Annotated in this window: 14 protein-coding genes; 10 read left to right on the plus strand and 4 right to left on the minus strand. The window is 56.8% G+C overall.

Annotated elements, in window-relative coordinates; genetic code table 11:
- Positions 1–14: 14 nt before the first annotated feature.
- On the minus strand, positions 15–473 hold the full coding sequence (locus tag BM347_RS10950; protein WP_245764248.1) for a DUF3576 domain-containing protein: 459 nt from the start codon (positions 471–473) through the stop codon (positions 15–17).
- Between the two features lie 335 nt (positions 474–808).
- Between BM347_RS10950 and BM347_RS10955 the strand changes: the two genes are divergently transcribed.
- Positions 809–1,756 (plus strand): porin, encoded by a 948-nt coding sequence (locus tag BM347_RS10955; RefSeq protein WP_093916501.1) that lies wholly within the window; start codon positions 809–811, stop codon positions 1,754–1,756.
- Between the two features lie 100 nt (positions 1,757–1,856).
- Positions 1,857–2,510 (plus strand): YggS family pyridoxal phosphate-dependent enzyme, encoded by a 654-nt coding sequence (locus BM347_RS10960; RefSeq protein WP_093916502.1) that lies wholly within the window; start codon positions 1,857–1,859, stop codon positions 2,508–2,510.
- A gap of 42 nt (positions 2,511–2,552) precedes the next feature.
- Here the strand turns inward: BM347_RS10960 and BM347_RS10965 are convergent, their stop codons facing one another.
- Together BM347_RS10965 and ribA are read right to left on the minus strand one after the other, a co-directional pair.
- Positions 2,553–3,047, minus strand: a complete 495-nt coding sequence (locus tag BM347_RS10965; protein WP_093916503.1) for a L,D-transpeptidase family protein — start codon at positions 3,045–3,047, stop codon at positions 2,553–2,555.
- Positions 3,044–4,132, minus strand: coding sequence for a GTP cyclohydrolase II (gene ribA, locus BM347_RS10970; protein WP_093916627.1), 1,089 nt, complete (start codon positions 4,130–4,132; stop codon positions 3,044–3,046). Before ribA ends, BM347_RS10965 begins: the two co-directional genes overlap by 4 nt.
- Before the next feature lie 166 nt (positions 4,133–4,298).
- Between ribA and BM347_RS10975 the strand changes: the two genes are divergently transcribed.
- The 5 genes from BM347_RS10975 (at position 4,299) to BM347_RS10995 (ending at position 7,831) form a co-directional block, all read left to right on the plus strand.
- A complete protein-coding gene (locus BM347_RS10975) occupies positions 4,299–4,985 on the plus strand; it encodes a response regulator transcription factor (protein ID WP_093916504.1) in 687 nt (228 codons plus the stop codon).
- Between the two features lie 236 nt (positions 4,986–5,221).
- On the plus strand, positions 5,222–6,010 hold the full coding sequence (locus BM347_RS10980; protein ID WP_093916628.1) for an exodeoxyribonuclease III: 789 nt from the start codon (positions 5,222–5,224) through the stop codon (positions 6,008–6,010).
- A 52-nt stretch (positions 6,011–6,062) separates the two neighbouring features.
- Positions 6,063–6,977 carry a thioredoxin gene (gene trxA, locus BM347_RS10985; RefSeq protein ID WP_093916505.1) on the plus strand — a complete coding sequence of 305 codons (915 nt, stop codon included), beginning with the start codon at positions 6,063–6,065 and terminating at the stop codon, positions 6,975–6,977.
- Positions 6,978–7,004: 27 nt separating this feature from the next.
- A complete protein-coding gene (locus BM347_RS10990; RefSeq protein ID WP_093916506.1) occupies positions 7,005–7,649 on the plus strand; it encodes an LON peptidase substrate-binding domain-containing protein in 645 nt (214 codons plus the stop codon).
- A gap of 29 nt (positions 7,650–7,678) precedes the next feature.
- The gene (locus tag BM347_RS10995) at positions 7,679–7,831 is read left to right on the plus strand and encodes a Trm112 family protein (RefSeq protein WP_175498551.1); all 153 of its coding nucleotides are present in this window, start codon (positions 7,679–7,681) and stop codon (positions 7,829–7,831) included.
- Between the two features lie 4 nt (positions 7,832–7,835).
- On the opposite strand, the gene BM347_RS11000 is transcribed toward BM347_RS10995, so the two are convergent.
- Positions 7,836–9,062 carry an FAD-dependent monooxygenase gene (locus BM347_RS11000; protein ID WP_093916508.1) on the minus strand — a complete coding sequence of 409 codons (1,227 nt, stop codon included), beginning with the start codon at positions 9,060–9,062 and terminating at the stop codon, positions 7,836–7,838.
- An 86-nt stretch (positions 9,063–9,148) separates the two neighbouring features.
- On the opposite strand from BM347_RS11000, the gene BM347_RS11005 reads away from it, so the two are divergent.
- The 3 genes from BM347_RS11005 to BM347_RS11015 all read left to right on the plus strand — a co-directional run bounded on the left by BM347_RS11005 (position 9,149) and on the right by BM347_RS11015 (position 14,633).
- Positions 9,149–10,477, plus strand: coding sequence for an amidase (locus tag BM347_RS11005; RefSeq protein ID WP_093916509.1), 1,329 nt, complete (start codon positions 9,149–9,151; stop codon positions 10,475–10,477).
- Between the two features lie 107 nt (positions 10,478–10,584).
- Positions 10,585–11,769, plus strand: a complete 1,185-nt coding sequence (locus BM347_RS11010; protein ID WP_093916510.1) for an aminotransferase class I/II-fold pyridoxal phosphate-dependent enzyme — start codon at positions 10,585–10,587, stop codon at positions 11,767–11,769.
- A 17-nt stretch (positions 11,770–11,786) separates the two neighbouring features.
- Positions 11,787–14,633, plus strand: coding sequence for a DNA translocase FtsK (locus BM347_RS11015; protein WP_093916511.1), 2,847 nt, complete (start codon positions 11,787–11,789; stop codon positions 14,631–14,633).
- Positions 14,634–14,695: the final 62 nt, after the last annotated feature.

A 14,695-nucleotide genomic window follows, 5' to 3' on the forward strand; every position in this document is an offset into this window, starting at 1 on the left:
TGTTAAGTGCGGGCTTAGTACTTGTTATCGGCAATCCGCATCTCGCGGGCGCGGCTTAGAATGGCATCTTCAACGGCGCGGGATGTTGCCTTGTTCGCCATGCGGCCGCCGCGCGTTTGCAGCGCAATGTTCAAAGACCGCCCATCAAGTGCAGGGTCGTCAATCAATACGGTCGCGCGGTAGGACTGGCTGCCGCCGGGAGGCGTGCCATATCCTGTGACAATCACGCCAGTATAAGGATCAATCGACTGGATTGGCAAAAAGTTCAGCACTTCGAGGGATGCAGACCACAGGTATTTGTTTACAGATACGCTGGTGTCGGTGTTCTTTCGGTTGAAGATCGACCAAATCGTATTCTCTTGGTCTGTTTCGATGTTACCAGGGACGTTTGGGCCTGCTCGTTCCTCTGCGGAAGGACCAGTTGGTGGGCCAAAGCCGAAGCTGCCACAGGCGCCTAGCGTTGCTAGCGCCATAAAGGCGATTGTGCATTTAAATACCGAAGCGTGCGCCATTCCAGCCGTCCTTTGCCTATTTGGACACTGGTCTAAACAAGCAAGGTAGTATCGGCAAGCGCAATGTAATCACGTCAATAGCATAAGGCGTTCAGCGCGGATTGGCGCGGTGAGGCGGCGCGGCTCGAGCGCGCACTGTGATCCATGTACTGTGGCAAAGCTGCATCAGAGTCTCCAACATTGCCTCAAAGCCAAGCACGATCCTTGCCAAAACAGGGGCAAAGGCGGAAAAGACCCCTCATACCCTTTCCGGATTCCCCGGTCTGGGCATATGAATTCAAACCGAGGGATAACTCATGAAAAAAGTTCTCTTCGCTACAACAGCCCTGGTCGCGACCGCCGGCGTAGCAGCAGCAGACGTAACATTTGGCGGCTACGCCCGTTTTGGTGTAGCATATACAGACGACGTTTCTGCGGACACTAACTCCACAGACGTGACAAGCCGCTTCCGCTTGAACATCGACGCAACAGCAGAATCTGACGCAGGCGTCACATTCGGTGCACGCGTTCGCTTTCAGCAAAACAACTCAGATGAAGGCACCGTAGATGCAGGCGCTGATGACGAATTCGGCACCGACGATGACGTCAAAACCGGCGGTCCAGCTGGTACAAAAATGAACGGTGCTCGCTTCTTCGCGCGCAGCGGTGGTCTGGAAGTCGGCGTTGGTAACATCTACGGTGCTATCGAATTTATGCCTGGCATGTACCCAATCGATCTGGGCCTGACTGGTCTGGGTTATGACTACACTGCATACGCCTTTAAAGCTGACGCGTATCAGTCCGGTTCTAGCGGTGCAGCCGGTTCCAACGGTGTTGAAGTGATGTACTCCATGGGCGACTTCGGTATGCACCTGTCCGCTTCTGACACCAACGATCGTGTTGCTGCTCACGTGTCCTACTCCGTTGCTGGTTATACCTTTGCTCTGGGTGGCCAAGACTCCGATAGCGATGCAGACACAGAGTTTGCCGTTTCCGCAAGCGGTACAATGGGTCCAGCAGACCTGACACTGGCCTATGCTGACAACGGTACAACCGGTAAACGGACTGTTCTGGCAGCAACCTTTGACGTTGGCGCAGCCACAAACGTTCAAGCTTATGTTGCTGACGATGATTCTCAAGATGACACAGGCTACGGCATCGACTTTAACCACAGCATGGGCGGTGGTACATCGCTGCGTGGTGGTGTTGCCAAGCGTCTGAACGGCGACACAAGCGCTGACTTGGGTGTTCGCTTCAACTTCTAAGTTGACTTGAATACTTATCGATTTGGGGCAGGCCTTTGGTCTGCCCCTTTTCTTTTGTGCAAAGCTGTTGTTTTGTGCGCCCAGATACAGAGGGCGACATATGAGCTTGCACGACATCACCACACGCATTTCAAACGCAGAACAGGACGCAGGCCGCGCGCCGGGCAGCGTCACATTGATCGCTGTCAGCAAAGTTCAGCCAAATGCGCGGGTTCAGGCCGTGCTGGAACAGGGCCATCGCTGCTTTGGTGAGAACCGGGTGCAAGAAGCCGAAGGCAAGTGGCCGGACTTCAAGCAGCATTTTAACGGTATTAATCTGCATCTGATCGGGCCGCTGCAATCTAACAAAGCGCGCGCCGCGATGGCGCTGTTTGATGCTATTCACACCGTGGATCGTCCGAAACTGGCCACAACCCTTGCCCGATTGGCGCAAGAGCTAGGGCGTTGTCCCGATATGTTTATCCAAGTGAATACGGGCGAAGAAGATCAAAAGGCTGGCGTCATGCCAGCGCAAGCGGATGCGTTCATCAAGGAATGTCAGGGGCTTGATCTGCCGGTGCGTGGCTTGATGTGCATCCCGCCGGTAGATGAGGAAGCGGCGTTGCATTTCGCACTGCTGGCCAAGATTGCCGCACGCAACGGGCTGGACGGTCTATCGATGGGGATGAGCAGCGATTTTGAGAAAGCGATTGCACTGGGCGCGACGCATGTGCGTGTGGGATCGGCAATATTTGGTGAACGGGTGGCTAGTTAAGGGGCCTTGGTGGATTAAGGCGGTTGTGGGTTGGCACCCAGCCTACGCAATAATCAACCGGGTGTGATGTTTGATACGTGGCGCGATACGGTGCAGATGCCTGCGTGATAGCCCGATACACCCTTCGGTCGGGAAGCCCGGCCTGCGGTACTGGTGTATAAAGATCGCTGAGCCGCGTCCCTTTACGGCGTAGGGCCAGTTCCAATCGGTCAGGATGATCAGGTCATACAGTGGACCAGCGCGGCGTAGTTGTTCATGTCGGTGCGGGTAGGGCGCACGCACCAGCTTGTTATAGTCGCGATCATTAACATCATCCGACCATAGGTCGAGCGGTCCAATCGGCTTTGCCCAATCAGTGGGCCGTGCCATGCGATCAGGACGGTACAGCATACCAACGATCCTGTGGGTGCCGCGCGGGGTTGCACCGTCCCCTTCCATTTTATGCGAGGTGATGCCGGTTTTGCCTATGGTACAGGGATAAACCGTGCCCTGAAACCGCAACCCCATAGGGGTTAAAACCATGTCGTCTGGAGTCACAAAAGATGCCCGGACTTGGCTGCCTTGGTCGCAAGATATGCGGTGTTATGGCGGTTTTCCCCAACTTTCAGACCAACGCGTTCGGCAACTTTGACACCGCTTGCCTCCATCATTTCGACTTTGCGGGGGTTGTTTGTCAAAAGTCGAACGGCGGAAAATCCTAATGACTTCAAGATGTCAGACCCGATGCGAAAATCACGTTCGTCGTCTTCAAAGCCCAAGCGGTGGTTTGCCTCAACGGTGTCAAATCCTTGGTCTTGCAAAGAATAGGCGCGCATCTTGTTCGCGAGACCGATGCCACGGCCCTCTTGGTTCAGGTATAGCAAGACGCCATGCCCCTCGGATCCCATTTGCGCAAGTGCTGCGTGCAGTTGAGGCCCGCAATCGCATTTCAGACTGCCCATTACATCGCCGGTAAAGCAGGCCGAATGCAACCGTGCCAGTACCGGTTTGGCGCGATCGGGGCGACCGACTTCGATGGCGTAATGTTCTTCGCCGCCATCATCGGGGCGGAAAATATGCAGGCGGCCTGCCTCTGACGCCTCCATCGGGAGCCGCGCGTTAACCACCGGATGCAATGGGCTGCGCACGGCCAGCACGGGCAGGGAGGCTTGCAATAATAGCGTTGTCAGCCCGTGTTCAGCTGCGAATTTGGCTGCATTGGGCAAGTCTAGTACGATTGCAGCGGGCAACAGGCGCGCCGATTTTACGAGCTGCAGCGCGGCACCATGGGCTGTGGCATCCCCGCCGCGTGCGCATTTCATTGGCCCTTTCATAGGGTTGCGCAGGTCATCAGCAGGATCTGCGACCCCCTGCACCCATCTTGTCGTTGCGTCTGATGGCAACAACACACGGGCCAGCGTGCCGTCATAGGCGCGCGCCTTAAGCGTTTCGGCGCGGCGGGCTGTGATGGCCAGAACCGGCTCCCCGCCCAATGCAAGAAGGCCCGACAGACGCTGTGGTGTCAGCGTTTCGGCGGCGATTACCAAAACGGGTGCGTCGCCCAGAAACACAACGGGCACGCCCATGCGCAGGTCCGCCCGTGCCCGGGCCAGCTGTTCGGTGATGTCGGGGCTAAATGTCATCTTCTTGTAATCTTTCACGCCGGTTATTTTACGATACTTAAGTGAGTTGCGCTGAAATTGAAACATTTGCCGTGTTTTGTGCACGGTCCTGTGAAAAATCGCCCCCGCCCCTTGTCACACAGGTTTGTGAACACACCTTTAGATAAGTTAAAGAGGATACGCGAATATGGCCCAGTTGAAGAAAATCCTGCTTGTGGATGACGACGACGATCTGCGCGACGCGCTGAGCGAGCAATTGTTGCTGACCGAAGACTTTGACGTTTTCGAAGCTGCAAATGGGGCTGATGCCAAATCACGGGCGGCAGAGGCGCTATATGATCTGGTGATCCTTGATGTTGGGTTGCCCGATATTGACGGGCGCGATTTGTGTCGCGATCTGCGTACCCAAGGGGTGAAAAGCCCGATCCTGATGCTGACTGGACATGACAGCGACGCGGATACGATCATGGGGCTGGACGCGGGTGCCAACGATTACGTCACCAAGCCGTTCAAGTTTCCGGTTCTGCTGGCCCGCATTCGCGCGCAATTGCGCCAACATGAACAATCCGAAGAGGCGATTTTTCAGCTTGGGCCTTATACTTTCAAACCTTCTGCGAAACTGTTGGTGACTGAGGACGATAAGAAAATTCGCCTGACCGAGAAAGAAACCAATATCTTAAAGTTTCTATATCGCTCTGCGGCGGGCGTCGTGCCGCGCGATACCTTGCTGCACGAGGTATGGGGCTATAACGCTGGCGTCACTACGCACACGCTTGAAACTCACATTTATCGCTTGCGTCAGAAGATCGAGCCTGACCCCTCGAATGCACGAATTTTGGTAACTGAATCAGGTGGTTACAGATTAATTTCCTGATGGCGGAACCAAAGCGGCCTTGGGGTCGTTATAATCCCGAGTGGCGGGGTTTTCATGACCCGCCAATCGGTTTGAACCCGACTATTGTATCCGGGATATGATACATACCTCCCTGTTGGACTAGGCCGGGCCTTTGTGCCCGGTCTTTTTTTGTCTAACGTCTCGATCAATTCGCCATGGTGGCCACGTCCCGTTTCGCGCTAGGGTGCGCGCGATCTGATTTGGGGGACGGTTCTTTGCCATTTACGCTAGCGACTTGGAATATTAACTCGGTTCGGCTGCGCGAGCCGCTTGTGCTGAAGCTGCTGCAAGACCACGGACCGGACGTGTTGTGCTTGCAGGAATGCAAAAGCCCGGTTGATAAAATCCCGACCGAAGCGTTCCATGCAGCGGGTTACACCCACATGGTTGCCCGCGGTCAAAAGGGGTATAATGGCGTCGCCATTCTATCGCGTTTGCCGCTTGAGGATGCCGGTGATCAGGACTTTGCGACGTTGGGTCATGCGCGCCACGTCGCGGCCAAGCTGGAAAATGGTGTGACAATCCACAACTTTTATGTTCCCGCTGGTGGGGATGTGCCTGACCGCGAAGTGAACGAAAAATTCGGTCAAAAGCTGGATTATCTGGCCGATATGCGGGATTGGTTTCACAGCGACAAGCCGCAGAAATCCATCCTTGTGGGTGACCTGAACATCGCCCCGCGCGAGGATGACGTATGGGGGCATAAACAGCTTCTTAAGGTCGTCAGCCACACCCCGATTGAGGTGGAAAAGCTGGCCGAAACCCAAAACGCGGGCGGTTTTGTTGACATCACGCGCCAAGATATCCCCGAGGGCAATTTGTACAGCTGGTGGTCGTATCGCGCCAAAGATTGGGATGCGGCAGACAAAGGCCGCCGCCTTGACCATGTTTGGGCAACGCCGGATATCTCCAACGCGGCACATTCCAGCAAAATCTTGCGTGACGTGCGCGGTTGGGAAAAACCCAGCGACCACGTGCCGGTCTTTGCGACATTTGACCTTTGAAATAGCGGGGCGTGCTCACATATAGAGGGCAACCCCAAGTGAGGATATTGATATGATGGATTTGAACCTTTCGTCTGCGCAAGACGCAAACCTGATTAAAGACACGACCGAAGCGACGTTCATGGCCGATGTGGTCGAAGCATCGCAAGACGTTCCGGTGATCGTTGATTTCTGGGCACCGTGGTGCGGCCCCTGCAAGACGCTTGGCCCGATGCTGGAGGACGCCGTGCGCGCGGCCAAGGGCGCGGTCAAGATGGTCAAGATCAACGCCGACGAGGCACAGCAGATCGTTGGGCAAATGCAGATCCAATCGCTGCCAACGGTCTATGCATTCTACAAAGGCCAGCCCGTTGACGGCTTTCAAGGCGCGCAACCGCAGTCCGAGATCGCGGCCTTTATCGAACGTGTGATCAAGGCCAGCGGCGGGGAGGCCCCCGGTGCCGCGCTGGACGAGGCCGTTGCCGCCGCTGAAGACATGTTGACCGAGGGCGCAGCGCAGGACGCTGCTGATACCTTTGCCGCCATTCTGGGCGAAGACCCGAACCATGCAGGTGCCTACGGCGGCATGGTGCGTGCCTATATCGCGCTGGACAAGCTGGACGAAGCCGAGGCGCATTTGAACGGCGCACCGATTGAAATCTCAAAATCAGCCGAGCTTGAAGCGGCGCATGCGCAGCTGGAACTGGCCCGTCAAGCTGCTGGCACCGGCCCGGTTGCCGAATTGCAGGCGGCTGTGGATGCCAACCCCGATGATCTGCAAGCGCGGTTTGATCTGGCCACCGCGCTTTACGCGCATGGCGAAACTCAGGGTGCCGTTGACCACTTGCTCGCGTTGTTCGGCAAGGACCGCGAATGGAATGACGGAGCCGCCAAAACCCAGCTGTTCACCATATTCGATGCGCTCAAGGCAAATGACCCAATAGCGCTGAATGGTCGTCGCAAGCTTAGCTCAATGATATTTGCTTAAGGTGTTTCACGCACTAGATAGAGCCTCATGATACAGCAATCAGAGCTACCAGATACAATCGCGATTTTTCCGCTGGGCGGGGCATTATTGTTGCCACGTTCGCGATTGCCTCTGCACATTTTTGAACCCCGATATCTGCAAATGATCGAGGACAGCCTAAAGACCTCTGGCCGTTTGATCGGGATGGTTCAGCCAAATGTCGTGCCCGGGCGCGAGGGTCCGGGTTTGCACGCCATTGGCTGTGCGGGCCGGATTACCCAGTTCTCAGAAACGGAAGACGGCCGTTACATGATTACGCTGGGCGGTGTGTCGCGTTTCCGCGTTGTGCAAGAGGTCGAAGGTTTTGCGCCCTACCGTCGTTGCGATGTCAGTTGGGACGGGTTTGAGCGGGATCTGGGCAAAGACGAAGAAGACGTCGATTTCGACCGCGCGCACTTTCTTGATACGCTCGGCCGCTATTTCGATGCGCGCAATCTGTCGGCGGATTGGGATACATTAAAGGAAGCAGATGATGAATTGCTGATCAATTCGCTATCGATGATGCTGGACCTTGAATCCGAGGACAAGCAGGCCCTGCTTGAGGCGCCATCGCTGTCGACACGTCGCGAGACGCTGCTGACATTGATAGAATACACCCTGCGTGGTGGCCATGAAGGGGAGATGATGAATTGAGCAGTGAAGAAGTACAATTCGACCGCCGTATGCTGGACGCGCTGATTTGTCCGCGTACGCAAACCACGCTGAGCTATGATGCCGAAAAGCAGGAGTTGGTGTCCAAGGCCGCAGGGCTTGCTTATCCGATCCGCAACGGCATCCCGGTTATGTTGGTCGACGAAGCGCGGGTGTTGGACTAATTGATTACAGTGGTTTGCCCCGCATCAGACGGGGCAGATCACCCGTCAGTCCCGCAGCTTCGCGGATAAATCCGCGCCGGGTGCCGGGCAGGGCATTGATGGCTGCCATTCCCATGTCACGCGCAATCCGCAGCAGGGAACTATCGTTTGAGAATAAACGGTTAAAGCTGTCGGTCGCCAACGCCAACGCAGTGTTATCAAAGCGTCTCCAGATTTGATACTGATCCAAAACCGTCGCACTTCCCACGTCCTGACCACGGCGCAGTGCATCAGCAATGACTTCAGCCAATGCTGCGACGTCACGCATTCCCGCATTCAACCCTTGGCCCGCGATGGGGTGCACGCCATGTGCCGCATCACCCACAAGTGCCACGCGGTCGGCAATCATGGAATGCGCCAGTGACAGGCTCAGCGGATAGGTATAGCGCGCGCCAGCGAGGGAAATTTCACCCAGAAAATCGCCAAACCTCGGGCGCAAAACGTCCAGATAGGCATCGTCGGTCAATGCATTGATCCGAGCCGCGTTTTCTGTCGTTTCGCTCCAAACGATAGACGAACGGTTTTCGGTCAGCGGTAAAATTGCGAGCGGGCCGGGGGGCATAAAGAACTGATGCGCCACACCGCCATGGGGTTTTTCATGGGAAATCGCGCAGACCAGCGCCGTTTGGCCGTAGCCCCAGCCGATTCTTTTGATGTCCGCGCGCATTGCCGTACCAGAACCGCGCCCATCCGCGCCAACCAGCAGTTTCGCACGCAGGGTTTTGCCGCTTGCCAATGTCAGGGTGACGCCCGATGCGTCCACTGTCTGCGCTATGACGTCTTCGCCATTCAGCAGTGTAATATTGTCTGCGGCTTGCGTCGCATTGATCAATGCGCGGCGCAAATGGCGGTCTTCGACCATGTGGCCCATCGGGCCTTCTTCGATCTCGGTGTGGTCGAAATGCATGAAAAACGGCGATGGCCCTTCGCCAGCGCGTCCGTCCGTTACTTTGATCTCGAGCATGGGTTGCGCGTTTTCCGCCACATCGTTCCACACGCCGATACCTTGCAGCAGCCGTGTCGATGTCAGCGCCAGCGCATAGGACCGCCCATCGAAACCTGCATCCTTGCGGACGTCGCTTTTCAACCGGTCAATGATGGTCACACGCAGGCCGATCTGCGCCAGCGCCAAACCCAAGGCGGGGCCGTTCAGCCCGCCACCAACGATCACGATATCTGTATCAAAATCCATGTGCTTCAATATGGGCTTGCGTCAGGGATTGTCCATGCGTGCAACCGTCGCTACCGTTCCTTTCGGCACATTAACGAGGGAACGATATGCAAGACTGGCTGACAATGACTGCGGCAGATCTGGGACGGGGCATTGAGGACGGGCAAATCGATCCGGTTGCACTGTGCACAACATATCTGGATGCCATCGACGCGCACCCGCTGCGCGATCGCATCTATGCCCGTGTCACCGCAGATCGCGCCATGTCCGAGGCCCGCGCCGCATCTGATCGCGCAAAAACTGGGCAGCGTTTGTCACGTTTGGACGGTGTTCCGATCAGTTGGAAAGACCTGTTCGATACCGCCGGGGTCGGGACCGAAGCGGGGTCATTACTGCTGAAAGGACGGATGCCGCAGGATGACGCACAGGTGCTGAAAAACGCGACGGCCATGGGGTTGGTATGTCTTGGCAAAACCCACATGAGCGAGCTGGCGTTTTCCGGCCTGGGTTATAATCCGTCTACCGCAACGCCCCCTTGTGTGAACGATCACGGCGCTGTTTCGGGGGGGTCTTCTTCGGGCGCAGCGGCATCTGTTGCCTTCGGTTTAGCCGCTGCTGCGATTGGGTCTGACACTGGCGGTTCTGTTCGTATTCCTGCGGCGTGGAACGATCTGGTGGGGCTGAAAACCACGGCGGGGCGCGTGTCATTGGACGGCGTCGTGCCACTGGCCAAGCAGTTTGATACCGTGGGCCCGCTGTGCCGGTCGGTGGAGGACGCGGGCTTATTGCTGGCCGCACTTGAGGGCGGAAAATCTGCCGATCTATCCGGTTTTGACCTTACCGGGCGTCGATTGGCCGTTTTGCGCACAGTTGCGATGGATGAAATTCAGGATACCCCGGCAGGTGCATTCGACGCGGCTGTTGAACGGCTAAAAGACGCCGGTGCCACCGTCGAAATCCTTGAGTTTCCAGAGTTAGAAGACGCGGTGCCGCTAAGCGGCTGTTTATACACGGCCGAAGCTTATGGCCTGTGGCGCGACGTGATCGAGGATAACCCAACCGCGATGTACTCGGAAATCCTTGAACGATTCCGGTTAGGCAAAAGCCATTCTGGCCCGGACTACATCGCCGCGTGGGCACAGCTTGAGGGGATACGCGAACGCTACACCCGCGCCACCGCGGGATTTGACGCGGTCATATTGCCCACGGCACCGATCGTGCCGCCCCAGCTTGAGCGGCTCGAGAGCGATCACGATTACTATGTTTCCTCCAACCTCATGACATTGCGCAATACGCGCATTGGCAATCTGATGGGCGGCTGCGCCATCACATTACCAACTGGAACTGCGTCTTGCGGAATTACGCTGATGGGCGCGCCGGGATGCGAAGAACGTTTGTTGCGCCTTGCAGCCGCCGCGCAAGAGGCATTGGCCTAAAAGACACAAAAGCCGTCAGATGTCCGAGATTCTCTGGACGTGAGGCAAGCCCTTGGGTAGTTTGGAAGAAACGGGGCGATAATGATCCCGAACCCGAGGCAGTTTTGATGTTGTACCCTGAGCGGTTTTCGAACCTTCCGGCCCATGCGTGGCCGCGTCTACGTGCATTGCTTGATGCGCATGAAGGCGGCGGTGTGCCCATTCACATGACCATCGGCGAGCCGAAACATGCGTTTCCAGCGTGGGTGACGGATGTGATTGCGCAGAACGCTGCCGGGTTTAACAGCTATCCGCCTAATGACGGATCGCCGGAATTGCGCGGTGCCATCCGCGATTGGATCAAGCGCCGTTATGATGTGACGGTGGATGCGGATACGCAAGTGATGGCGCTGAACGGCACACGCGAGGGCCTGTACAACGCCGTGATGGCGGCTTGCCCCGAAACCAAAAATGGCCAAAAGCCTGCGATCTTGATGCCGAACCCGTTTTATCAGGTTTACATGATCGCTGCGATTTCGGCTGCGGCTGATCCGATCATGGTGCCGGCCACGTTGGAAACCGGTCATCTACCAGATTTCGCCAGCCTGCCGGCCGAGGTGCTGAACCGGACCACGGCGGCTTACATCTGTTCGCCCGCGAACCCGCAGGGCGCGGTGGCGACCCGTGAATATTGGACGGAATTGCTGGCGTTGGCAGAAAAATACGATTTTAAAATTTTCGCCGATGAATGCTATTCCGAGATTTACCGCGATACGCCGCCCGTCGGTGCCTTGCAGGTTGCCCAAGAAATCGGTGCTGACCCCGACCGCGTTGTGATTTTTCATTCGCTTTCAAAACGGTCGAACCTGCCAGGCCTGCGCTCAGGCTTTGTCGCGAGCGGGCCGAACACGATGCGCGAGATCAAGCAGCTTCGCAATTATGCAGGTGCGCCGTTGCCGTTGCCATTGCAAGCCGCCGCCGCTGCCGTCTGGGGAGATGAGGAACACGTGGCGCAGAACCGTGCACTATACGTTGAGAAATACGAGGTTGCGGACCGAATCCTGGGCAATGTGCCGGGATATGCCAGCCCAGCGGCGGGGTTCTTTTTGTGGCTGCCGGTTCAAGATGATGAGACCGCGGCGCTAAAGCTGTGGCGTGAGACTGGTGTGCGGGTATTGCCTGGCAGTTATCTGGCGCAAACCGTGAACGGGGAAAACCCCAGCAAGACATATATACGGGTGGCCATGGTCGCCCCAATACAAGAGACAACGCGCGGGATCGAAGCGATCCGCGACTGTCTCTATCCGAAATAAGACGAGGGAACAGAGCAATGGCATATCAGACACGCGGACGCGATCCCCTGTTAGACAGTAAAATGGCCGAGGCGATTGAAAAACGCGGCAAGGAATTGCTGGGCGTGGGGCTTATTGCGCTGGGTCTGATGGCGGCCATGATGATCGGCAGCTATACGCCGGATGATCCCAACTGGATGGTGTCCACCGATGCCCCTGCAGAAAACTGGCTGGGCCGGATGGGCGCATCACTGGCGGCCCCGTTGTTTATGATTGTGGGCTGGGGCGCTTGGGCTGTTGCGGCAATTCTGCTGGCTTGGGGCGTGCGGTTTGCGCTGCACCGTGGCGCTGAGCGCGCGATGGGTCGTTTGATATTTGCGCCGATCGCGGTCGCACTCTGTTCGATTTATGGGGCGACTTTGACCCCCGATGCGCAGTGGCTTCAGACCCATAGCTTTGGTTTGGGCGGGTTGTTTGGCGATACGGTAATGGGCGCGATTCTGACGATCTTGCCGATCGGGTCGATCTTTACGATCAAGATGATGTCGGTGTTGATGGGCGTGGCGATCGTGGCGCTTGGTGCTTTTGTCATGGGCTTTACCCGCGCCGAGCTGAGCCGCATTTTCCGCTTTATGCTGGTGGGTGTTATCATGGTATATGCGGGCTTGATGAACCTATTGGGCCGTGGTGCGTCTGGCGCGGTTGCGGCCGCGCAGAAGGTTCAAGCACGTCAATCCGAGCGCCGCGAACGCAGCCGGATCGAGGCCGAAGACAACGCGGATTTTGCGGCCACCCAGGGACAATGCAACACCGAGCCAGCCCTGGTTGCAGCCCCTAAGAAGGGGCTTCTGGCCAAAATGCCAGCGCTGGTGAAACGCAGTGAGCCTATGCCCGAACCAGAGCTGGTCGAAGATTGGTCTGATGTTGAAATCGACTTGGCCCCCAGCGATGACCGGATCAAATCAAAGATTGCAGATGTGATCAAAAGCCGCGTGCGCACAGGCAATGCTGTCCACACGCCGACAACGGCACCGCTGACCCGTGGTCGTGGCCGCGGACCTGATCCGCTGGTTCTTGATGCAACTGTGCGCAATCATCTGCGTGAAGAGCCGCCGCTGACAGGTGCGTCCCGCGTTGAGCCACCACTGACGGAATCGGGTTTGCCACATGCGCATTTTCAGCAGGAAACCGATATTGCCGCTGATTTTACTGGCGATGGAACCGAGGTTTTGCCGTTGCAAGATGACGCGATTACCCTTCCCGTCGCGACCCCGCGAAAGGTCGTCCAACAACCGGCGCGCAAGGTGATTCAGCCCAGCAAGAAAGCCCAAGCCGAGGCGCAGCCCGGCCTGACGTTTGAGGATACCCATCCCGGTTTTGAACTGCCTCCACTGAACCTGCTTGAAAGCCCCGATGTGGTTGAAAGACTGCACCTGAGCGACGATGCGCTGGAAGAAAATGCGCGCATGTTGGAAAGCGTGCTGGATGATTATGGTGTTAAGGGCGAAATCGTCGCCGTGCGTCCCGGCCCCGTCGTCACGATGTACGAGCTTGAACCCGCGCCGGGCTTGAAAGCCAGCCGCGTGATTGGCTTGGCCGATGATATCGCCCGGTCGATGGCAGCGCTTTCGGCGCGCGTGTCAACGGTGCCCGGCCGCAGCGTCATCGGGATTGAACTGCCAAATGAAAACCGCGAGAAGGTCGTCCTGCGCGAGATCCTGTCGGCCCGTGATTTTGGCGACAGCACCATGCGCCTGCCGCTTGCCTTGGGCAAGGATATCGGCGGCGATCCTGTTGTCGCCAACCTTGCCAAGATGCCCCACCTGCTGATTGCGGGGACCACGGGTTCGGGTAAATCTGTGGCGATCAATACGATGATTTTGTCACTGCTCTACAAGCTGACACCGGAAGAATGCCGGATGATCATGATCGACCCCAAGATGCTGGAACTGTCGGTCTATGACGGCATCCCGCATTTGCTGTCCCCTGTTGTGACCGACCCGAAAAAGGCGGTTGTCGCGCTGAAATGGACAGTGGGCGAGATGGAAGAACGCTATCGCAAGATGTCCAAGATGGGCGTGCGCAACATCGAAGGCTATAATGGCCGCGTGCGCGAAGCGCTGGCCAAGGGCGAGATGTTCAGCCGCACGGTACAAACCGGGTTTGACGAAGACACCGGCGAGCCAATCTTTGAAACGGATGAATTCAAGCCCGAGACATTGCCCTATATTGTGGTGATCGTCGACGAGATGGCCGATCTGATGATGGTTGCGGGTAAAGAGATCGAAGCCTGTATTCAGCGGCTTGCACAGATGGCGCGTGCTTCGGGTATCCACCTGATCATGGCGACGCAACGCCCGTCGGTTGACGTTATTACCGGCACGATCAAAGCGAACTTCCCGACGCGGATTTCGTTTCAGGTAACGTCGAAAATCGACTCGCGTACCATTCTGGGTGAAATGGGCGCAGAGCAACTGCTGGGTATGGGTGACATGCTGTATATGGCGGGCGGATCGAAAATCGTTCGGTGCCACGGGCCGTTTGTATCCGATGAGGAAGTCGAGGAAATCGTTAACCATCTTAAGGCTTACGGCGAACCGGACTATGTTTCAGGTGTGGTTGAAGGTCCGGCGGATGATCAAGAGGGCAGCATTGACGCCGTCTTGGGGCTGGGTGGTAATACCGATGGCGAAGACGCGCTGTATGACACAGCTGTTGCCATCGTGATCAAGGACCGCAAATGTTCGACCTCGTATATCCAACGCAAACTGGCGATCGGCTATAACAAGGCCGCGCGTCTGGTCGAACAGATGGAAGAGCAGGGCCTTGTTTCCCCGGCTAACCATGTTGGTAAACGCGAAATTCTGGTACCTGAACAAGGCTAACGGGAACGAATGATCTAGACGCGGGGTTGGCTTGGAAACACGCCGACCCCGTTTCGTTTTGT

Source organism: Sulfitobacter marinus (assembly GCF_900116285.1).
Classification (GTDB): Bacteria; Pseudomonadota; Alphaproteobacteria; order Rhodobacterales; family Rhodobacteraceae; genus Sulfitobacter; species Sulfitobacter marinus.

Excerpts from the sequence above, each read along its gene's own strand:
- BM347_RS10950 (WP_245764248.1), bottom strand. The coding sequence starts at position 473 with ATGGCGCTAGCAACGCTAGGCGCCTGTGGCAGCTTCGGCTTTGGCCCA.
- BM347_RS10955 (WP_093916501.1), top strand. The coding sequence starts at position 809 with ATGAAAAAAGTTCTCTTCGCTACAACAGCCCTGGTCGCGACCGCCGGC.
- BM347_RS10960 (WP_093916502.1), top strand. The coding sequence starts at position 1,857 with ATGAGCTTGCACGACATCACCACACGCATTTCAAACGCAGAACAGGAC.
- ribA (WP_093916627.1), bottom strand. The coding sequence starts at position 4,132 with ATGACATTTAGCCCCGACATCACCGAACAGCTGGCCCGGGCACGGGCG.
- BM347_RS10975 (WP_093916504.1), top strand. The coding sequence starts at position 4,299 with ATGGCCCAGTTGAAGAAAATCCTGCTTGTGGATGACGACGACGATCTG.
- trxA (WP_093916505.1), top strand. The coding sequence starts at position 6,063 with ATGATGGATTTGAACCTTTCGTCTGCGCAAGACGCAAACCTGATTAAA.
- BM347_RS10990 (WP_093916506.1), top strand. The coding sequence starts at position 7,005 with ATGATACAGCAATCAGAGCTACCAGATACAATCGCGATTTTTCCGCTG.
- BM347_RS10995 (WP_175498551.1), top strand. The coding sequence starts at position 7,679 with ATGCTGGACGCGCTGATTTGTCCGCGTACGCAAACCACGCTGAGCTAT.
- BM347_RS11000 (WP_093916508.1), bottom strand. The coding sequence starts at position 9,062 with ATGGATTTTGATACAGATATCGTGATCGTTGGTGGCGGGCTGAACGGC.
- BM347_RS11005 (WP_093916509.1), top strand. The coding sequence starts at position 9,149 with ATGCAAGACTGGCTGACAATGACTGCGGCAGATCTGGGACGGGGCATT.
- BM347_RS11010 (WP_093916510.1), top strand. The coding sequence starts at position 10,585 with ATGTTGTACCCTGAGCGGTTTTCGAACCTTCCGGCCCATGCGTGGCCG.
- BM347_RS11015 (WP_093916511.1), top strand. The coding sequence starts at position 11,787 with ATGGCATATCAGACACGCGGACGCGATCCCCTGTTAGACAGTAAAATG.